General features: G+C 68.9%; 17 protein-coding genes. 10 read left to right on the forward strand and 7 right to left on the reverse strand.

Translation table 11 applies throughout. The annotated features are described in order from the left end of the window. Positions 1-8: 8 nt before the first annotated feature. The 5 genes from DI276_RS20055 to DI276_RS20075 are packed head-to-tail and all read left to right on the forward strand — an operon-like array spanning position 9 to position 7,007. Entirely contained in the window at positions 9-3,878 is a 3,870-nt protein-coding gene (locus DI276_RS20055) for an amino acid adenylation domain-containing protein (RefSeq protein WP_112265564.1), read from the forward strand. After that, a complete protein-coding gene (locus DI276_RS20060) occupies positions 3,875-4,795 on the forward strand; it encodes a pseudouridine-5'-phosphate glycosidase (protein ID WP_112265566.1) in 921 nt (306 codons plus the stop codon). Before DI276_RS20055 ends, DI276_RS20060 begins: the two co-directional genes overlap by 4 nt. Beyond that, entirely contained in the window at positions 4,792-5,454 is a 663-nt protein-coding gene (locus DI276_RS20065) for an HAD family hydrolase (protein WP_112265569.1), read from the forward strand. Before DI276_RS20060 ends, DI276_RS20065 begins: the two co-directional genes overlap by 4 nt. Continuing rightward, on the forward strand, positions 5,451-6,119 hold the full coding sequence (upp, locus tag DI276_RS20070; protein ID WP_198680764.1) for a uracil phosphoribosyltransferase: 669 nt from the start codon (positions 5,451-5,453) through the stop codon (positions 6,117-6,119). The genes DI276_RS20065 and upp overlap by 4 nt, the downstream gene beginning before the upstream one ends. A 3-nt stretch (positions 6,120-6,122) precedes the next feature. Further along, positions 6,123-7,007 (forward strand): EamA family transporter, encoded by an 885-nt coding sequence (locus DI276_RS20075; RefSeq protein WP_112265573.1) that lies wholly within the window; start codon positions 6,123-6,125, stop codon positions 7,005-7,007. On the opposite strand, the gene DI276_RS20080 is transcribed toward DI276_RS20075, so the two are convergent. Then, a complete protein-coding gene (locus tag DI276_RS20080) occupies positions 6,989-7,561 on the reverse strand; it encodes a dihydrofolate reductase family protein (protein WP_112265575.1) in 573 nt (190 codons plus the stop codon). The genes DI276_RS20075 and DI276_RS20080 overlap by 19 nt on opposite strands. Before the next feature lie 248 nt (positions 7,562-7,809). Beyond that, the gene (locus tag DI276_RS20085) at positions 7,810-10,533 is read right to left on the reverse strand and encodes an ATP-binding protein (protein ID WP_112265577.1); all 2,724 of its coding nucleotides are present in this window, start codon (positions 10,531-10,533) and stop codon (positions 7,810-7,812) included. A 96-nt stretch (positions 10,534-10,629) separates the two neighbouring features. Between DI276_RS20085 and DI276_RS20090 the strand changes: the two genes are divergently transcribed. After that, positions 10,630-10,848 carry a hypothetical protein gene (locus tag DI276_RS20090; RefSeq protein WP_112265579.1) on the forward strand — a complete coding sequence of 73 codons (219 nt, stop codon included), beginning with the start codon at positions 10,630-10,632 and terminating at the stop codon, positions 10,846-10,848. Here DI276_RS20090 and DI276_RS20095 read toward each other — a convergent pair. Then, positions 10,845-11,585 (reverse strand): hypothetical protein, encoded by a 741-nt coding sequence (locus DI276_RS20095; RefSeq protein WP_112265581.1) that lies wholly within the window; start codon positions 11,583-11,585, stop codon positions 10,845-10,847. The two genes, DI276_RS20090 and DI276_RS20095, sit on opposite strands and share 4 nt — an antisense overlap. 193 nt (positions 11,586-11,778) lie before the next feature. On the opposite strand from DI276_RS20095, the gene DI276_RS50080 reads away from it, so the two are divergent. Further along, positions 11,779-12,000 (forward strand): hypothetical protein, encoded by a 222-nt coding sequence (locus DI276_RS50080; RefSeq protein ID WP_157984814.1) that lies wholly within the window; start codon positions 11,779-11,781, stop codon positions 11,998-12,000. Here the strand turns inward: DI276_RS50080 and DI276_RS20100 are convergent. Next, positions 11,978-14,686 (reverse strand): AfsR/SARP family transcriptional regulator, encoded by a 2,709-nt coding sequence (locus DI276_RS20100; protein ID WP_198680765.1) that lies wholly within the window; start codon positions 14,684-14,686, stop codon positions 11,978-11,980. The genes DI276_RS50080 and DI276_RS20100 overlap by 23 nt on opposite strands. 133 nt (positions 14,687-14,819) lie before the next feature. Here DI276_RS20100 and DI276_RS20105 point away from each other — a divergent pair, with 133 nt between their 5' ends. Both DI276_RS20105 and DI276_RS20110 read left to right on the forward strand, forming a co-directional pair. After that, on the forward strand, positions 14,820-15,389 hold the full coding sequence (locus DI276_RS20105) for an RICIN domain-containing protein (protein WP_157984815.1): 570 nt from the start codon (positions 14,820-14,822) through the stop codon (positions 15,387-15,389). A gap of 70 nt (positions 15,390-15,459) precedes the next feature. Then, a complete protein-coding gene (locus DI276_RS20110; protein WP_112265783.1) occupies positions 15,460-16,098 on the forward strand; it encodes a DNA alkylation repair protein in 639 nt (212 codons plus the stop codon). Here the strand turns inward: DI276_RS20110 and DI276_RS20115 are convergent, their stop codons facing one another. Beyond that, positions 16,099-16,395: a hypothetical protein gene (locus DI276_RS20115; RefSeq protein WP_112265587.1), complete on the reverse strand. Its 297-nt coding sequence runs from the start codon at positions 16,393-16,395 to the stop codon at positions 16,099-16,101. A gap of 208 nt (positions 16,396-16,603) precedes the next feature. Between DI276_RS20115 and DI276_RS20120 the strand changes: the two genes are divergently transcribed. After that, on the forward strand, positions 16,604-17,797 hold the full coding sequence (locus DI276_RS20120) for a PucR family transcriptional regulator (protein WP_157984816.1): 1,194 nt from the start codon (positions 16,604-16,606) through the stop codon (positions 17,795-17,797). A 4-nt stretch (positions 17,798-17,801) separates the two neighbouring features. Here the strand turns inward: DI276_RS20120 and DI276_RS20125 are convergent, their stop codons facing one another. Both DI276_RS20125 and DI276_RS51030 read right to left on the reverse strand, forming a co-directional pair. Further along, on the reverse strand, positions 17,802-18,458 hold the full coding sequence (locus DI276_RS20125; RefSeq protein ID WP_157984817.1) for a hypothetical protein: 657 nt from the start codon (positions 18,456-18,458) through the stop codon (positions 17,802-17,804). A gap of 123 nt (positions 18,459-18,581) precedes the next feature. Next, positions 18,582-19,445, reverse strand: a complete 864-nt coding sequence (locus DI276_RS51030) for a peptidase inhibitor family I36 protein (RefSeq protein WP_232836774.1) — start codon at positions 19,443-19,445, stop codon at positions 18,582-18,584. Positions 19,446-19,594 lie beyond the last annotated feature (149 nt).

Consider the following 19,594-nt stretch of genomic DNA (forward strand, 5'->3'; position numbering starts at 1 on the left):
TTTCTGAGATGTCGCACGAACCTGCAGTGGACGGCGGCTGCCTCCCGGACCTGCTGCGCAAGCAGGTCGAGCAACACCCCGACCGCACGGCCGTCGTCTTCGGCGAAGCGAGCCTCACCTACGGCGAACTGTTCGAGCAGAGCTCGGCGCTCGCCACGCATCTGCGGCGGCTCGGCATCACCGAGGACGACTGCGTCGGCATGTTCGTGGAGCCGTCGCTCGACCTCGTCATCGGCGCGTGGGGAATCCTCTGCGGTGGCGGCGCCTACCTGCCGCTCAGCCCGGAGTACCCGGAAGAGCGGCTCCGGTACATGATCGAGGACTCGCGCACGCAGGTCGTGGTGACGCAGCCCGCGCTCAAGGCCCGCCTGCGGGAGCTCGCGCCGAGCAGCGTCCGGATCGTCACGCTCGACGACTGCGACGAGGCGTTCGACGACGGCTTCTCCCCCGCGCACGACAGCCTCGCGTACATCATCTACACCTCGGGCAGCACCGGCAGGCCCAAGGGCGTGATGATCGAGCACCGCAGCATCGTCAACCAGATGCAGTGGCTGCACGATGCGCACGGCATCAACGGCACGAAGCGCGTGGTGCAGAAGACGCCGATGAGCTTCGACGCGGCGCAGTGGGAGATCCTGGCGCCCGCGGTCGGCGGCACCGTGGTGATGGGCCGCCCCGGCATCTACCGCGACCCCGAGATGCTGATCGAGACCATGCGCGAGCACGGCGTCACCACGTTGCAGTGCGTGCCGACGCTGCTCCAGGCGTTGATCGACACGGAGGAGTTCCACACCGTCACGTCGCTGCGGCAGGTCTTCAGCGGCGGCGAGGCGTTGTCCCGCACGCTGGCCCAGAGCTTCGTCGCGACGATGCCGGGCGTGGAGCTCATCAACCTCTACGGGCCAACGGAAACGACGATCAACTCGTCGTCCCACGTGGTCGATCCCGCGGAACTGGCCGAGGCACCGAAGTCCATCTCGATCGGCCTGCCCGTCGCCAACACCACGTACTTCGTGCTGAACGAGAACCGGGACCTCGTCACGCCGGGCGAGATCGGCGAGCTCTACATCGGCGGCGTCCAGGTCGCCCGCGGCTACCTGCACCAGCCGGAGCTGACGGAGGAACGGTTCGTCGACGGGATGTTCCGCACCGGTGACCTGGTCACGCAGAACCTCGACGGCACCGTGCAGTTCGCCGGCCGCGCGGACAGCCAGGTCAAGCTGCGCGGCTACCGGGTCGAACTGGACGAGATCCGGCTCGCGATCGAGACGCACGACTGGGTGCGCAACGCCGCCGTGATCGTCAAGGAGGACGAGCGGACCGGGTTCCAGAACCTGATCGCGTGCGTCGAGCTCAACCCCAGGGAAGCCGCCCTGATGGACCAGGGCAACGCCGGCTCGCACCACCAGTCGAAGGCCAGCCGCCTGCAGGTCCGCGCGCAGCTGTCGAACCCCGGCGTGCGCGACGACCTGCGCGGGCGCGAGTCGTTCGAACTGCCCGGCGAGGAAGCCTCGTGCCTGCAGCGGAAAGTGGTGTTCTCGCGCAAGTCGTACCGGTTCTACGAGGGCGGCAAGGTCACCGACGCCGACCTGCTGCGGCTGCTGGAGCGCCAGGCCGTCGGCGCCGGTTCGCGTGAACCGAAGTCCGTGCGGTTCGCCGAACTGGGCGAGATCCTGCGGTACTTCGGCGCACACTTCAGCGAACAGCGCCTGCTGCCGAAGTACGGCTACGCGTCGCCTGGTTCGTTGTACGCGACGCAGCTTTATCTGGAACTGCACCACATCGCGGGGCTGCCGGCCGGGCTGTACTACTACCACCCGTTGCGCCACCAGCTCGTGCTGATCACGTCGGTGCAGGAAAGCCTCGACGCGCAGGCGAAGCTGCACTTCATCGGACGCAAGGCCGCGATCGAGTCGGTCTACCTCAACAACATCCAGGAAGTGCTGGAGATCGAGACCGGCCACATGCTCGGGCTCTTCGAGGAGGTCCTGCCGGACTACGGCCTCGACGTCCGCGCCGCCGGGGCCACGCCCGCCACGAAGGACCGGCTGGAGGTCGCCGACGAGGACTACTACCTCGGCACGTTCGAGCTGTGCGCGTACTCGGGACTCCGCCAGGACGACGTCGACATCTACGTCCAGACGCATCCGGGCAAGGTCACGAACCTGCCGGGCGGCCAGTACCGGTACCGCGACGGCACGTTCGAGCGCGTGTCCGACGAACTGGTGCTGCGCAAGCACGTCATCGCCATCAACCAGGCCGTCTACGAGCGGGCGAGCTTCGGCGTCACGGCCATCAGCCGGTCCCGTGAGGACTGGCGGCGCTACATCGACCTCGGCCGGACCATGCACCGGTTGTCCGCCAACGACGTCGACCTCGGCTTCATGTCGTCGGGCTACAGCTCGAAGTCGGACAACGACCTGCCGTCGGCCAAGCGCATCAACGGGATCCTCGGCGACATCGGCGAGAAGCCGGGACCGTCGTACTTCTTCCTGGGCGGCAAGGTGTCCTACGAACAGCGCCGCAGCCCCGGCATGAAGGAAGACGTCGTCCACATGAAAGGTCCCGCCGAGCTGATCCGCGACGACCTGGTCAACTTCCTGCCGGACTACATGATCCCGAACAAGGTCGTGGTGCTGGACCAGCTGCCCGTCACCGCGAACGGCAAGATCGACGTCAAGGCCCTGGAAGCGTCCGACAAGACCAACGTCGACGACCAGGACCGGCCGTTCGTCGCGCCGCGCACCACCACCGAGCGCCGCATCAGCGAGATGTGGAAGAAGCTGATGAAGCGCGAGACCGTCTCGACGCACGACGACTTCTTCGAGACCGGCGGCAACTCGTTGATCGCGGTCGGCCTGGTCAACCGCATCAACAAGGACTTCGGCACCAGTCTGCCGCTCCAGGTGCTCTTCGAGTCGCCGACGATCGAGCAGCTCGCCCGCCGGGTCGACGGTGTCCACGAAGGACCGATCTCGCGACTGGTTCCGTTGCAGCCCAACGGTGACGCTGTGCCGGTGTTCTGCTGGCCGGGTCTCGGCGGGTACCCGATGAACCTGCGCACGCTCGCCAGCCGGTCCGAACGGCCGTTCTACGGCGTGCAGGCACACGGCATCAACGAGGGCGAGACGCCGTACGGCACGATCCGCGAGATGGCCGCCGCCGACATCGAGGCGATCAAGAAGGTCCAGCCGCACGGCCCGTACACGTTGTGGGGCTACAGCTTCGGCGCGCGGGTCGCGTTCGAGACGGCCTACCAGCTGGAGCAGGCGGGCAACGAGGTCGCGAACCTGTTCCTGATCGCGCCGGGCTCGCCGAAGGTGCGGGCGGAACGAGCCAGCGACGAGGCCTCGTACGACAACCGGGCGTTCGTCACGATCCTGTTCTCGGTGTTCGCGGGCAGCATCACCGACGCCCGCCTGGAGCGGTGCCTGCAGGTCGCGCAGGACGAGGACACCTTCGCCGCGTTCATCAGCAGCGAGTTCCGCGACCTGGACAGCGAACTGGTGCGGCGGATCATCCGGATCGTCACCGAGACGTTCTCCTTCAAGTACACCTTCAGCGAGCTGGCCGAGCGCACGATCCACGCGCCGCTGACGATCTTCAAGGCGCAGGGCGACGACTACTCGTTCATCGAGGGCAGCGAAGGCTTCTCGGTCACCGACCCGGTCGTGGTCGAGCTGCAGGCCGACCACTACAGCCTGCTGCACGAGCCCGACATCGACGAGCTGCTGGCGTCGATGCGGCAGCGCGGCACGGTGCAGCAGGAGATCGCCGCCGCTCGGGTGCCGGTGCTGCTCACCGACGAGCAGATGTCGGAGCTGATCGCGGCCGTCACCAAGGCGGTCACGCTGGCCATCGCGGGAGGCCAGTCGTGACGGTTCCGCTGGTGTACAGCGAGGAGGTGGCCGAGGCGATCACGGCCGGCCAGCCCGTCGTGGCGCTGGAGTCCAACGTGATCACGCACGGCCTGGACTACCCGGAGAACGCCGAGACCGCCCGCCGGGTCGAGGACGCGGTCCGCGCGGGCGGCTCGGTACCGGCGACGATCGGCATCGACAACGGCCGGATCCTGGTGGGCCTCTCCGAGCACGACATCGAGCGGTTCGCCGCCACACCGGGGATTCCGAAGGTCAGCAGCCGCGACCTGCCGATCGTGCTGGCCCGCGGCGGCCTGGGCGCCACGACCGTCGCGTCGTCGGTGATCGCGGCTTCGCTGGCGGGTCTGAAGTTCTTCTCCTCCGCTGGGATCGGCGGCGTGCACCGCGGTGCCGAACGCACGATGGACGTCTCGTCGGACCTGATCCAGTTCACCCGCTCCAAGGTCGCGGTGGTCTGCGCGGGCGCGAAGAACATCCTCGACCTCGGGCTCACCATGGAGTTCCTGGAGACGCACTGCGTCCCGGTCGTGGCCTACCGCTCGGACGACTTCCCGGCGTTCTACTGCGTGTCCAGCGGTCTGCGCAGCCCGCACCGCGTCGACGACCCGCTGGAGCTGGCCCGTGCCGTCGAGAACCACTGGGCGCTCGGCAACCCCGGCTCGTTCCTGATCACCACACCCACCAGGACATCGGACGCCATCGACGGCGCCGAGGTGGAGGCCGTGATCGCCGAGGCCGTGGCGCGAGCTGACCGGGACGGCGTTTCCGGGCAGGCGATCACCAAGTACCTGATGCGCGCCGTCGACCGCGCGACGGAGGGCCGTTCCGCGAAGGCGAACATGGCGGTGCTGGTGAGCACAGCCGAGGTCGCGGGAGAACTCGCTGCCGCACATGCGAAGGAGTTCTCGTCGTGAACCGGTGCGTGATCTTCGACCTGGACGGCACTCTCGTCGACAGCCCGCGCGGGATCGTCACGACGTTCGCCGCGGTGTTCGCCCAGCTCGATCTGCCCACGGTGGACTCTGGCTCCATCCGCGGCACGATCGGGCTGCCGTTGCCCGCCGCGTTCGCGAAGGTGCTCGGCGTCTCCGAGGACGAGCCGGTGGTCGCCACGTGCGTCTCGCTCTACCAGTCGACGTTCCGCAAGATCGTGCTGCCGATGGCGCCGCAGCTGGTGTTCCCCGGCGTGTTCGACGGGCTGGACTCGTTGCGGCAGGACGGTTTCCAGCTCGCCGTCGCCACCAGCAAGTTCATCGCGAACGCCGAGGCGCTGCTGGTCGCGGCCGGCCTGCGCGAGGAGTTCGCCGTGGTCGTCGGCGCGGATCAGGTCGCCCGCCCGAAGCCGGATCCCGAGTCCGGAGTCGTGGTGCTGCAACGGCTTGGCGTGCCGGCTTCGAACGCGGTGATGGTCGGTGACACGACGCACGACGTGTTGATGGCGCACGCGGCCGGGATGTCGTCGATCGGTGTGACCTACGGCGTGCACAGCGTCGAGCAGCTGCTCAGTGCCAACCCCACCTGGCTCGTCGACTCGTTCGCCGGGGTCGTGGCCGCCGTCGGGGAATGCCCGTGACCTCCATCGACGCGTACCTCGAGAAGAACGTCTTCTTGTTGCCGCAGACCGACCAGCTGCGCGCGATGCACACGATCGTCCGCTCCCGCGAGTGTTCGCGCGAGGACTTCGTCTTCTACACCGAGCGGATCATCCGGCTGCTCGTCGAGGCCGGCCTCGACCTGCTGCCGTTCGAACCCCACGACGTCGCCACACCGGTCGGCGCGACCTATCGCGGGCTTCGGTGCGCCGCTCGCCTGGTCGGCGTCCCGATCATCAGGGCAGGCGAGAGCATGGAGGCCGGGCTGCGGGCGGTGGTCAGAGGCGCGCGGATCGGCAAGATCCTGATCCAGCGCGACGACGCCACGAAGCTGCCGAGGCTCTACTACTCGAACCTGCCGCAGGACATCGCGTCCCGGCACGTGCTGCTGCTCGACCCGATGCTCGCCACCGGCGGCACCGCCAACGCCGCGATTCAAGTGCTGCTCGACCAGGGCGTGTTGGAAGAGAACATCGTCTTCGTCACCTTCATCACGGTGGCTGAAGGCATCGAGGCGGTGTGCTCGCGGTTCCCGCGCGTGCGGATCGTGACGTCGGCGATCGAGGAACGCCTGAACTCCAACGCCTACATGGTGCCCGGCATCGGCGACTTCGGTGACCGGTTCTTCGGCACCGACAGGAGGTAGGCCGTGCGAAGCAACCGACTGCTCGCGGACTCGGCGATCACCGCGCTGGCGCCGGCGATCTGGGGCAGCACTTACCTGGTCACCACCGAGCTGCTGCCACCGGACCGGCCGCTGCTCGCCGCGACCGTCCGCGCGTTGCCCGCGGGCCTGATCCTGCTGATGTTCGGACGCGTGCTCCCCCAAGGCATTTGGTGGTGGCGCGCACTGGTGCTGGGCACGCTCAACATCGGCGCGTTCTTCTTCCTGCTGTTCGTCGCTGCCTACCACCTGCCCGGCGGCGTGGCGGCGTTGGTCGGCTCGGTCCAGCCGGTGATCGTGCTGGTGCTGGCCGCGGTGCTGCTCGGTGACCGGATCCGGCTTCCCCACGTGCTCGCCTGCCTGGCCGCGTCCGTCGGCGTCGCGTTGCTGGTGCTCAAGGCCACCGCACAGCTGGATCTCGTCGGCGTGCTCGCCGCGTTGGGCGGCGCGGTGTGCATGGCGTCCGGCATCGTGCTCACGAAACGGTGGCAGCGCCCGGTGAACGTGCTGCTGTTCACCGGCTGGCAGCTGACCGCGGGCGGGATCGTGCTGCTGCCGGCGCTGCTCCTGGTCGAAGGTCTGCCGAGCACGATCACCGGCACCAACGCGCTGGGCTTCGGTTACCTCGTCGTGCTCGGCTCGCTCTTCGCCTACTCGGTCTGGTTCCGCGGCACGGACCGGGTGCCCGCGATCGGGTTGTCGTTCCTCGGGTTCTGCAGCCCGCTCGTGGCGACGGTCCTCGGGTTCGCGTTCCTCGGCCAGACCCTGTCGTACCTGCAGCTGGTCGGTGCCGCCGTTCTCATCGGCGCGATCGTCCTCGTGCAGCTCACACCGACGAGGGTGCGCGAGCTTCAGCGCACGACGTCGTAGACCAGCTTCTGGATGCCGTTCGAGTACGACTCGCTCTCGACGAGCTTCAGCATCTGCTTGGCCTTGTCGGTCTGGCTGAACAGCCGCTTGCCCGCGCCGAGCAGCACCGGGAACACCAGCAGGTGGTAGCGGTCGATCAGGCCCGCGTCGGACAGGTTGCGGTTGAGCGTCGCACTGCCGTGGATGGAGATCGGGCCGCCGTCGGTCTCCTTCAGCGCGGCCACGTCGTCGAGCGAGCGCAGGATCGTGATCTCGCCCCAGTTGTCGACGAGCTGGTCCTCCTTGAGCGTGCTCGACACGACGTACTTCGGGATCACGTTGTAGCGCGGGAAGTAGTCGAGCGTCGGCCACACCGGGGCGAACCCCTCGTAGCTGACCCGGCCCATCATCATCGCCGCGGCTTCGTCCTGCTCGCGGCCCTTGATCTCGTAGGCGGCCTCGTCGAACTCGATGTCCTGGAACGTCCAGCCGGAGCTGCGGTGGCCGGGCTCGCCGCCGGGGGCTTCGACGACGCCGTCGAGCGAGACGAACGCGGTGGCGATCAGGGTGCGCATCGGGGTTCTCCTTGGTGTTCGCGCTTGCTGTCATAGGTGCGTCGAACGGGAGATATCAGTATCGACATCTCGCGCCAAGAAAGTTTCCGCCATCGGTGACGACGGCGCTGGACACCCCACCGAGTCCAGCGCCGCCGTCGCCTCAGCGCACTGGACCAGGCCAGCCGTTTGCACTCATCGTGCTTCCCCCTCCTCGCGGCCCGGCATCACTCGGGCCTGGTGCGGAGTCTGCTGGGGGACGCGCGCGGCTACATGCGGGCTGACCCCTCAATTAGTGGGCGCGCGTACCTGATGAGCTCGGCCCTGGAGCTCTGACCGGTGCGCACGCGCAGGTTGGCGACGTGGCGTTCGACCGTTCGGGGGGACAGGAACAGCCGTTCGGCGATCTCGGCGTTGCCGAACCGTTCCACGACGAGCCGCAGCACCTCGAACTCCCGGACCGTGACGCCGGCCTTGCGCAGCTCGGCGGGCACGGTGTCGTGGTCGCGCCGCCGTCGTTGGCGGGGTGCGCCGGCCTCTCTGAGCACCGCCCGGCACGCGGCGGCGACGGCGGGCACGCCCAGCCGGTGGAAGTACTCCTCGGCTTCTCTCAGCCACTCCAGCGGTTCGCCCCAGCCGTCGGCCAGCGCGGCCGGGCCCGCGAGCCTCAGCCCGAGCAGGCGCGGCAGGCCGAGTTCGGCGCTGAGCGCTTCGTTCGCGGCTTCGGTTGCTTGATCTTTGTGTCCGTCCCGGCCGAGCAGGATCGCGCGGCTCCAGGCGAAGTACGTGCGGTGCAGCTGGACCTGGGCGAGATGCGACTCGGCGAGGCGTTCGTACTCCGGCCAGCCCGCAAGTCCGTGCGCGACCCTGACCAGCAGCCGCGGCCCCTGGTAGAAGGTGCCGCGCAGGATCCGCGGTTCGGTGACCTGCTGCTCGACCTCGTCCAACTCGGCCAGCGCACGGTCGTACTGCTCTTCCATGAGCGCGCAAACCGCCGAGCTGTAGGCCCAGATCTCGGCGGAACCACCGTGGTCGCGCAGCTGTTTGAGGGCCTGGTCGGTCGCCTTGCGATCGCCGTGCATCGCCGCGATGCCCGCCTCGATCGCGACTGCGAGTGCCTGCAACGCGTGCAGGCCCAGTCTTTCGGCGGCTTTCTTGGCGCTGGCACCGTGTTCGGCGGCCTGCTGGTACTCACCGCGCACGAGGTGGGTCGCGCCGATGTGCAGGTCGGCGGCGATCAGGATGACGATGGCGCCGGCGTCCTCGGCCGCCTGGCGCGCGGCCAGCAGGGTGTCGACGGTCGTGGTCAGGTACTTGTCGGTGATGCCCAGCTCCAGCAGCGCCCGCAGCCGCCACGCCGCGAGGCCGTGCTGTTCGGCGACCTGCAGCCAGCGCTGGACGTGTTGCCGTGCCTCGGCCAGGTCCTGGCCTCTGGTGCACCGGGTGAGCACTTCGAGGGCTTCGCAGACGATCTCCGGAGTTCCGGTGGCAGCCGCGCGTTCGGCGAGTGCGCGGGCCTTGGGCAGGAGGTCGAGCTGGTTGAGTCCGAGCAGGAGCGCCGCTTTCACGACGTCGACCGCCGCGCAGGCCTGTTTGGTCGACGCGATCAGGTCGAGCCCGCGTTCCCACTGCCCTGCCACGGCCGCGACCCTGGCCTGCGCGAGGCGTACCGCGGCACGGCGTTCCGGGGTGGCGTGCGCTGCGGTGAGCGACTGCTGAAGCCGCTCCCCCAACGCGAACGCCCGCGCGCCGTTGTCCGCAGGCACGACGACCGCGGCCAGTGGGAGCACTTGGGCGAGCGCGTCGAGGAGCTCTGCCGGTTTTTCGTCCAGGGCCTGGCCGCGTTCGAGCAGTTCCACGGCGGTGCCGAACCTGCCCAGCGCCGCCGCGTGCCGTCCGGCCCTGATGAGGCAGTCAACCGCCTTCTCGTTGTCCCCGCCTGCTTGCCACAGCTCCGCGATGAGCTCCAACTCGTTGGGGCGCAACGCCTCTGTCGTTTCTGCGGCTCTTCGGGCCAGCGTTTTTTCGGCCGTCGGTGTCATCCGGCTTCTTATTGCGTCGGCCGTCAGCGCGTGCCGGAACTTGTGGCCGTGGACGAGCTGCGCCCGTTCGGCGTCCTGCAGGAGCTTGGTCGCGTTGTCCTGGTTCGTCATCGCCGCCACGACGTCGAGCGGGAAGGTGCGGCCGAAGATCGCGGCGGCTTCGAGCAGCGCGATGCAGTCGGGTTCGAGCGCGTCGACCCGTTGCAACGTCGCCGCGGCCACCGTCGGCGGCACCCCGGCATGCAGATCTGCGTTGAGCAGCTCTTCGACCACGAACGGAACCCCGTCCGCGATCTTGGTGAGCTTGGCCAGGACGTCTTCCGGCACGGGTCTGCCGAGGTGGTGCCGGGCCAGTTCAGCGACTTCCTCGTCCGTCAACCCGTTGAGCCGCAACACTTGTGCCGTCCGGCGTGTTGCGGCCTCGTCCGCGAGACGTCGCGCGGCATCGGGATGCGGTCGTTGAGTGGCGAGCAGCAGGACGGGTTCGTCCGCGAGGTTGTCGAGCAGGTAGTCCACGACGGCCAGCGTCTCGCCGTCCGCATCGTGCAGATCTTCAAGCAGGACAACGGTCTTCTGGGCAGTGACGAGTCTGAGGACTGCCTCGGCCCTGACCACGGCCGGATCGGGCACACCGCTCGGTGCGTCCGTGATCATCCTCGTGAGCACGGGCAGGTAGGCGCCGAGCTGCTGCTCGTCCTTGCGGAAAGCCGACAGCACCGCCTCGCACAGCGCCCGCAACGGCACCGCGCGGCTCGCCCGTCCTCTGAGCACGCGGAAGCCGCGCTGCGAGGCGTGCCCGACGAGCTCCGTTGCGAGCCGCGACTTGCCGATTCCCGGTTCCCCCACGAGGAACACCGCTCCACCGCGATGCTGCTCGGCCCTGGTCAGCGCGGCCCGCAGTGCTGATGTCTCCTCGCTCCGGCCCACCAGCACGGGGGACGTGAACTGCATGGCCAGCGACCCTACTAGCGAGTGGTCAGGAATCGAGAAGCACGGTCGATCCGCCACTCCTAACGTTGTCCCCAACAGACAACCTGGGAGGACGAAATGAGCGGCAACAAGCGGATCCGGCAGTTCCACCGCGTCGTCAGCATGGTCTTCATGGCCACCGTGGTCTTCACCGCCGTGGCCCTGACCGTCGACAGCTCGGCGGTGTGGGTCTCGTACATCCCGCTGCTGCCCCTGTTCGTCCTGATGGGCACGGGCGTCTACATGTGGTTCCTGCCGTCCATCGCCCGCCGCCGTGCCCGCCGGGCTGCCGTCTAACCGTTCAGCCGGTTCTCCAGGTGCGTCAGGGTGGCGTCCAACGCCACCCCGTACACCGCGATCCGGCAGGTCAGCCGCTGAAACGTCGCGTCGGACGGTGCCACGGCCAGGCTGACGACCAGCTCCCGCACCAGCCGCCGCGTCTGCGCGACCAGCACCCCGACGCTCTCGGTGATCTCCGCGAACGCCGCCGACACCGAGCTGAGGCCCTTGATCGCGTCGATGTTGTGCCCCATCAACCGCTGGTGCTCCGCAGCCCCGTCCCACGCCGGCACGTCGCGCTCGGCGAACTCCTCCAGCTCCTCGGCCATGGCCAGCAACGCGACCGCGATGTTCCACCAGGTCTTCGCGTGCGCGGCGATGACGTCGGGGCGGCCGGTCAGCTCGTCCAGCACGTCCTTGAGCGGCCCGATCTGCTCCATGGCCGGTCTCGCCGCCTCTTCCACCGGCGCGACCAAGGAGGGCACGGCGGCCGCGCGGACCGGGTCCGGGGCCGGTGGCTGCTCCCCTGCCTCGCGGAACAGCCCGGCCACGATCAGGCGCAGGTTCTCCTCGACGTAGGCGACCAGCTCGTCCTGCCGGACGTGCTTCTCCAGCACGGCCCCGATGATCCACCGGCACAGCCGCCCGTACACGGTCTCGTCGCCGACGACGACCGCGCTGGCGTCGTGGACGGCCGCGAACCGCACGCGCACGGCCTCGACGTGGCCGGCGTGGCGGAGGATCTGGCCGGTCACGCCGCTCCCTCGTCAGCACGGTCGACTCTGCACCACGATGCAGGGTCCATCGTGATCACCATGACACACGACGTGGCCCGCTGGGGCCGAGCAGGCGCGCTGTACGACCTGGTGGCGAGCCTCGCCTTCGCCACGCCCTGGACGTCCGCCGGGATGCTGCACCTGTTCGGCGCTGTTCGGCACCGTGGTCGTGATGTGGTCGATCGCGCGGTGGCACAAGCCCGAGCCTTCGTCCGCCGCGCCCAGCCGCTCGGCTCCATCTCGTCGAGGTCGAGCAGATCCTGGCCGGATCCGGACTCGAGCGGCCGACCTCGGCGAGGTGATCAGCGAGAAGGTCACCGAGGTCGAGCAACGCCTGCGCGACTTGGACCGACCGCTCGCGCCTGACCCGATCATCGCGGCACTGGAGGACTGAGCCGCGTCCGTGCCGCCTCGGCGTGCGGGTGGCCGAGGTCCTCCAGAATCCCCAACGCCTCCTGCCAGGCCGCCCGAGCCTCGACGGGGTCACCGGCCGCGAGATGGCTGTCGCCGAGGTGGATCAGCACGTCAGCGGTCCAGTAGTGGTCCCCGAGCGACCGGAACACCTGCAAAGACCGCTGATAGCAGGCAATGGCCTCGCGGTGATCGCCCCGGTGGTGGTGGATGTAGCCGAGGCTGTCCCAGGTCGACGCCTGCCCGTCGAGGTCGTCGGGCTCCAGCAACCCCAGCGCCGCCTGGCACGACGTCAACGCCTGCGCGAAGTCGCCGAGCAACGCCTGGTACCAGCCGACGGCGTTCAAGGCGCCTGCCTGACCGCGCCGGTGACCGGCCTCCGCGTACAGCTCCATGGCCTGCGAGGAGTGGTGCAGCGCCTGGTCGTGATGGCCCTGCCGTTCGCACACGAAGGCGAGCTCGCGGTGGGTGAGCGCCTGGCCGATCGCGTCACTGGACACGTCGAGGCTGCGCCGCAGGTGCGTGTGGGCCTCGTCGAGGTTGCCGAGCTGCGTGCTCGCGCGGGCCAGGTAGCGATGGGCGTGGCTCTGCGCCAGCGGATCCGCCAAGCGCAACGCGGCTGCCAGGGCGACCTCACCGACCAGAGCGAGATCGGGCCAGTGGCCGCGGCGTTCCAGGAACTCGGCCAGCGCCCACGCCAGGTGCCGGGCGTGGGCGTCGAGGCCGATGGCGGCGGCGTGGTCGACGACTGCCAGCAGGACGTGGTGCTCGGTGGTGAACCAGGCCAGGGCCTGCGCGAAGTCGGTGAGGCACTCCGGGTACGCGCCGGGCTGGGGCGCCGGCGGAGTGATCACGTCACGGGTCGGGCTCAGCAGCCTGGTCGCGGCGTGCGCGGTGTGCACGTAGTGGTCGAGCATCCGGCCAGTGGCAGCACGTCGTTCAGAGGCGGTGTCGTGGAACTGAGTTTGCTCCATCGCATAAGCCCGGAGCAGGTCGTGGAAGACGTACCGGCCGGGCTGGTGCTCGGTCAGCAGGTGCGCACGGGTCAGCTCGGCGAGCAGCGGACGGACCGCCGACCCGAAGAGGCTCCCGGCGGCCGCGGCGGAGACGTCGGGACCGGGATGCAGGCCGAGCAACCGGAACAGCCGCGCCGGCGCCGGCTCCAGCGCCTGGTACGACCAGGAGAACACGGCGCGGACGTCGGTCGCCGAGTCGCCGCCGTCGAACGGGTCGAGTCCGCCGCGCAGCTCGGCGGCGATGGCGCGCAACGGAAAGCTCGTGCAGGCGACCCGAGCCGCCACGATGGTCAAGGCGATCGGCAGCCCGGCACACCGCGAGATGATCTCGTCCGCCACGTCGGGTTCGGTGCGCAGCCGGTCCAGCCCGAGCCGGTCGACGAGCAGGTCGTGCGCCTCCCCGGTGGACAGCAGGTCCAACGCCAACGGGTACGCGCCGTGCGTGGCGACCAAGCCCGCCAACCGGTTCCGGCTGGTCACCAGCACCAGGCAACCGGGACTGCCCGGAAGCAACGGCCGGACCTGGTCGGCGTCCCTGGCGTTGTCCAGCACGACGAGCACGCGTTTGTCGGCCAGCGCGCTGCGCAACAGGCTGGCCTGCGCGTCGAGACCCGCCGGGATGCGTTGCGGGTCGATGTCGAGCGCGTCGAGGAACGCGCGCACCGCCTCGCCGGGCGTCATGACCGCGCCGCTGGGGTCGAAGCCGCGCAGGTTGACGTACAGCTGCCCGTCCGGGAACCGGTCGGCCACCCGGTGCGCCCAGTGCACCGCCAGCGCCGTCTTGCCCACCCCCGCCGTGCCGGACAGGACGATCGGGTGCTGACTGATCATGATCGCGTCCAGCGCGGCCAGCTCGCGACCTCGGCCGGCGAACGACGGCGGCGGTGCCGGCAACTGCCGCGGCACCGGACGGGCAGGGGCGACGCTGATCGTCAGCGACGGGTCCGCGGTCAGCATCTGCTTGTGCAGCAACCGCAACGCGGGCCCGGGATCAGCACCCAGCTCATCGGCCAGCCGCAGCCGGACCTGCTCGTACCGCAGCAGCGCGTCGGCCTGCCGTCCAGACCGGTACAGCGCCAGCATCAGCTGCCCGGCCAGCCGCTCGTCCAACGGGGACAGCGCGTGTGCGGCCTCCAGCTCCGCCAGCAGCTCGGTGTGCCGTCCCTGGTCCAGTGCCAGGTCGGTGAGGTCGAGCCGCGCGGCCAGCCGGCGAGCCTCCAACCCGGACCGCACTCCTGCGAGCCACGGAGTGTCCAAAGTGGAGAAAGGCTCGCCGCGCCACAACCCGAGCGCTTCGGTGAGCAACGCGGCGGCCCGGTCCGGTTCGAACCGCGCCCGCGCCACCAGGTGGTCGAACCGGTGCAGGTCAACTGACAACGGATCGACGGTCAGGACGTAACCACCCTGCCGGCCGGTGATCCGGGCGTCGGCGGGGAGCACCTGTCTGAGTCTGGACATGTACCCGGCCACGGCGTTGCGCGCGCGATGCGGCACCTGCTCGCCCCACACCCGGTCGACCAGCGCGTCGACGGGCACCAGCCGGTTCGCGTCCACCAGCAACGCCGCCAGCACGCACCGCTGCCTGGCGTGGCCGATGTCCACGGTCCGGCCGTCCACGCGGACCTCGACGTCGCCGAGGAGTCCGAACTCCACCACCAACTCCCCCTCAGGAGTCGTCTGAGCAGCCGATCACACGACCACCGAATCTCCGCCGAAGCTGCGCGGCCCAGCCTCATCGCCGACAGACCGGTCGCAGGGACCCGGTCGTCACGCCACGGAGGGCACATTGTTCACCCGGATTCCCCAGGCCCGTTCGATCCTTCGCCGTGTCAGCGCCGCGATTGCGCTGTCTGCCGCCGCACTCGCGTTGACGGGCGCACAGGCCGCGTCCGCTCAGCCGCAGGCGCCGTCCGCCATCGGCACCAGCGCGGTCACCTACGACCTCGTCCGCAACGCCAACAGCGCCAAGTGCCTCGACGTGGCCGACGCCAGCAGGGACAACAAGGCGGCCATCGCCCAGTACACCTGCGACTCCGGCAAGCAGCACCAGCTGTGGACGCTGGAGCAGGTCGGTGAGGCCAACGCCGTGCGGATCAAGGTCGCGCACAGCGGCAAGTGCGTCGACGTCTGGGACGCGAGCCAGGACCCGACCGCCGACGCGACGCAGTACACCTGCAGCGCCACCAAGTTCAACCAGCAGTTCATCGTCGAGCCCACCGGCAGCGGCACGTTCAAGCTCCGGGCGCGGCACAGCGGCCAGTGCCTGGAGATCGCCGGTCGGGGCCTGGGCAACAAGGCGAAGCTGCACCAGAACTGGTGCGTCAACCACCGCGCGCAGGAATGGCGGATCGGCTGAAACACCGCTTAGGCTGTCCGCCACCGAGGACGGGAGGGCTGAGGTGGCGGACAGCACGGTGGCCGAGTTGATGGCCGAACTGGCCGCACTGGAGGACCCGAAAGCACGCGCGGTCAACGAGAAGCACGGCGACGACCACGGCGTGAACCTCGGCAAGCTCCGCGCGATCGCCAAGCGCCTCAAGACCCAGCAGGACCTTTCGCTGGAGCTGTGGGCGACCGGCGACACCGCGGCCCGCCTGCTCGCACTGCTGATCTGCCGCCCCAAGGCGTTCACCCGCGACCAGCTCGACACGATACTGCGCGAGGCCCGCCGCCCCAAGGTCCACGACTGGCTCGTGAACTACGTGGTGAAGAAGAGCGCCCACGCCGAAGATCTGCGCGTTGCCTGGTTCGCCGACCCGGATCCGGTGGTCGCGAGCGCGGGCTGGGCCCTCACCAGCGAACGGGTGGCGAAGAAGCCCGACGGCCTGGATCTCGAAGGCCTGCTCGACATCATCGAGAAGGACATGAAGCACGCCGACGAGCGCCTGCAGTGGGCGATGAACCACTGCCTGGCGCAGATCGGCATCGAACACCCGGCACACCGCGCCCGTGCGATCGACATCGGTGAGCGCCTGGAAGTGCTGAAGGACTACCCGACACCGGCGGGCTGCACCTCGCCGTTCGCCCCCATCTGGATCAACGAGATGGTGCGCCGCCAGCAGTAGTCAGCTCGCCTCGAACGTCGAGTGCTCCTCCGCCGGTGGGAGCTCCAGCAGCTGGATCGCGACGTCCAGGAACTCCCCGCCGCACTGCCACAACGTGACGTCCGGGTCGACGACGAACGGGTCGGCCGGGTCGACGTCGCCCTGACGCACGCGATAGGCCAGCGCCTCGGACTCGGAGTAGGCGAGCACCGTCTCGTTGGTGCCCCGCCACAGCCTCCGGAACATCACGGCGTTGACGCGCGTCACGGCGTCATGCACGACGGATCGCTGGAATCCACTTCGCAGCAACAGCTTCATGCACTCTTGAACACTGCTCGTGTTGGGTGCCAAGTCATCCTGCCCTGCCGGTTGGACTTGCAATTCTGGCGGCAGGCACGCCCCGCCCCCACCGTCCATCACTCGAACAGGTCAAACGTTTGGGTCAGATGCACAACGCCCGACGCCTCCATTCGTGCACAGTGCCGATGAAAGAAGACCGCTTCGGGCGATGGCACGGGCCGCTCGCATGCGCAAGCCTCTGCCGGTGGTCGACATCCCCGCACCGGACCCGCTCGCCCCGCTGTACGACCGGGCCGCGACGCAGATTCCCAGCATCGCCGAGAAAGTGCTGGAGGCGTTCTTCGCCAGATCGGCGGCCTACCGGCAGCTGCCGCACCAGTTGGTCGACCGCGAGATCACCGAGGCGGTGACCAGAAACCTGCAGGTCTTCCTGCGGGCGCTGCGCGAACAGCGGCCACCCGCGCCGGAAGAGCTGGCCGACCAGATCGCCACGGCCGTCCGCAGGGCACAGCAGGGCGTGCCGCTCGAAGTCGTGCTGAGCACCTACCACGTGGCCGCGTACGTCGGCTGGCTGTCGATGGCCGGCGTCGCCGAGCAGGACGAGGTCGGCGACCTGCTGGCGACCGTGCCCGCGCTGCTGCAGTTCCTGAGCGCCGCTGTGCCCGCCGTCGCCGCTTCGTACCTGGCCGAACAGCAGGCGCTGCACGCCGAACGCCGTGAGGCGGCCCGCGCGTTGGTGGCCGCGTTGCTGACCGGCCGGGAAGCCGAGCCGCTGGCGGAGCGGATCGGCCTCGAACTGTCCAGCCATCACGTGGTTGTGGCCGTGCGCGTCGAGGCTGCGCACGGCACGTTGGCCCGACGCATGCGTGCCGAACTGCCGAAGCAGGCGCTTTCCGCACTGGACCAGGACGGCGGCACGGTGCTGCTGCCCACCTCGCCCGACGCGCTCGAGTCCGAACTGGGCGCCGCCGCGGACCTGATCCGCAAGCTGCACACCGCGGCAGGCGTCAGCCTGGTCGGCGGCATCGCGGCGGCGGAGAGCCGGGAGGACATCCCCACCGCCGCGCGCCAGGCCGCCGACATCGCCGAACTGGTGCAGCGCCTGGGCCGTCCGCCCGGCCCGTACGTGCTGGACGACGTGCTGCTCGAGTACCAGCTCTGCCGCCCGGGCCCCGGCCGCAAGCGCCTCGCCCGCGTGATGGACCGGCTGGCCGAGCACCCCGACCTGCTGCACACGCTCAGGGTGTTCCTCAACAGCGACCACAACCGGCACCGCACGGCCGAAAGCCTGCACCTGCACCGCAACACGTTGAACTACCGCCTGCGCCGCGTCACCGAGCTGACCGGTTACAACCCGGCCGACCCGGCGGACATCAGGTTGCTGGCCGCGTCACTGATCGTCCACGACCTGCGTCCCTGAGGTTCTACTTCCGGTAGAAGTGCACGTTGCGCCACTGGTGCTCGGCGCCAGACGTCTTCAACGTGCCGTAGACGCCGTACTTGAAGTAGTGGTCGCCCTTGGGCCCGTTGTTCGTGTGCACGTGCTTGCCGTTGATGTAGATGGAGTAGCTGCCACCGCCGGCCGTCGCGTTGTGGGTGACGTTGACCCGCACCCATTTGCCGTTGATGTTGCTGACCAGGTCCTTGCCACCGCCCCGCAACGTCCCGCCGTTGCGTGCGAAGGACCTGATCATCAACGTGGTGGCGCCGTCGCCGTCGTTGCCGAAGATCTGCATGGCGCTCTCGTCGTCCGTGCCGGCGGTGACCTTGAGCTCGCCCTCGAACTGCCGTTGCCCGGTGCGGTAGTTGTCCTGGATCCGCGCCTCGACCCGGTTCGAGCCGTTGTTGAAGAGCTTGAAGGTCTGCACCCCGCCCTCGCGGCGGTAGGACCCGCCGGGGCCGGACGCGCTGGTGGTGCTGCTCGGGTAGCTGGTGATCTTGCCGCTGCTCTGGATCTGCAGGTTCCAGGAAGGGCTGTACTCCTGCCAGCCGCTGCCGACCGGGCCGGCGTTCGCGGGTGGATTGATCACGGTGAACGCCAGTGCTGTTGTGGCGGCGATTGCCACGACTCGTCGTGCCATTTCGGACGCTCCTTGTGCAGTGCAGGGACACACAGGCGCGGCGGTTGTGGAGAGTCTGCCTCAAAAATACGGCGAAAAGCCACCCGACCAATGATCGGGTGGCCTTTCGGGACTGAATCGGGATCAGTCGCCGTGCGGGTTCTGAATCGAGACGTGGACGTGGTCGTAGTGACCACCGGTCACACCGCCACCGGCGGTGTAGTTGCGCCAGCCCTCAGACGCGCGGGCCACGCTCCAGATCTTGCCCTGCCAGATCACGTAGCGGACGTCCAGCTTGGACGCGTACTTCTTCAGCCAGTTGGCGAGCTTCCAGCCCTGTTCCTTCTGCGCCGCGGACGGGTGCTGCCCGATCGCGTTCGAGATCGTGCAGTCGAGCGCGTTGCCGGTGTTGTGGTTGCTCGTCGACGACTCGTTGCTGCGGTAGTCGCCCACCCAGCAGTGCGTCTCACCGGTCAGGCGGCGGATCTCGTCGTCCACGAACTGCGTGCGCTTCGTGGCCTGCGGCGCGCGGGCCGAGGCCTCCGGGTGCGGGTTGTTGTTCGGAGCGTCGTAGCTGCCACCGGGCGGCGGCGGGCCACCGGCGTCGTTGAGCTTGTGCGACGCGTTCTCGTTCTTGAGCGTCGAGTTCAGGTTGGCCTTGGCGTTCGCCGCGATCGTCTGGCTCGGGCCCGCGTAACCGCTGTTGAAGTACACGGTCACCTTCTTGTCGGTGCGGTTCCACACCGAGGCGGCCTCGTTCTTCACGCACAGGCCCTTGCCGTTGCCGGCGCCCTTGAAGTCGTAGCAGCTGGGCTGCTCGTCACCGTAGTCGGAGACCGACGTGTTGAAGTCGGAAACCGAACCTGCCTGGTCGCTGTTGTAGTACAGGCAGAACTCGCCGTCCTCGCAGGACCCGTTGCGGGCCGTGGCGGCATTGGCCGTGGCCGCACCGAAGGACACGCTGATCAGCGCGCCCATCATCGCCACGAGAGTCAACTTCTTGAGCACTGTGTGTCCTTTTCTTCTTCGCAGGCTCCGGCCCCGCCGAAATTGCCGGAGCCCTTTGCAGGAAGCTTTTGTTTTCCGCTGGGAAGGAGCATCTCGACGCGCGCTGACACTTCGCTGACACCAGAAGTCACCAGTCAGTCAGCGCCCTT

Source organism: Lentzea terrae (assembly GCF_003265345.1).
GTDB lineage: Bacteria > Actinomycetota > Actinomycetes > Mycobacteriales > Pseudonocardiaceae > Lentzea > Lentzea terrae.

Bases quoted from the DNA above. Each gene is read 5' to 3' on its own strand.
- DI276_RS20055 (WP_112265564.1), top strand. From the start codon at position 9: ATGTCGCACGAACCTGCAGTGGACGGCGGCTGCCTCCCGGACCTGCTG.
- DI276_RS20080 (WP_112265575.1), bottom strand. From the start codon at position 7,561: ATGCGCACCCTGATCGCCACCGCGTTCGTCTCGCTCGACGGCGTCGTC.
- DI276_RS20085 (WP_112265577.1), bottom strand. From the start codon at position 10,533: ATGCAGTTCACGTCCCCCGTGCTGGTGGGCCGGAGCGAGGAGACATCA.
- DI276_RS20090 (WP_112265579.1), top strand. From the start codon at position 10,630: ATGAGCGGCAACAAGCGGATCCGGCAGTTCCACCGCGTCGTCAGCATG.
- DI276_RS50080 (WP_157984814.1), top strand. From the start codon at position 11,779: ATGTGGTCGATCGCGCGGTGGCACAAGCCCGAGCCTTCGTCCGCCGCG.
- DI276_RS20110 (WP_112265783.1), top strand. From the start codon at position 15,460: ATGGCCGAACTGGCCGCACTGGAGGACCCGAAAGCACGCGCGGTCAAC.
- DI276_RS20115 (WP_112265587.1), bottom strand. From the start codon at position 16,395: ATGAAGCTGTTGCTGCGAAGTGGATTCCAGCGATCCGTCGTGCATGAC.
- DI276_RS20120 (WP_157984816.1), top strand. From the start codon at position 16,604: ATGCGCAAGCCTCTGCCGGTGGTCGACATCCCCGCACCGGACCCGCTC.
- DI276_RS20125 (WP_157984817.1), bottom strand. From the start codon at position 18,458: ATGGCACGACGAGTCGTGGCAATCGCCGCCACAACAGCACTGGCGTTC.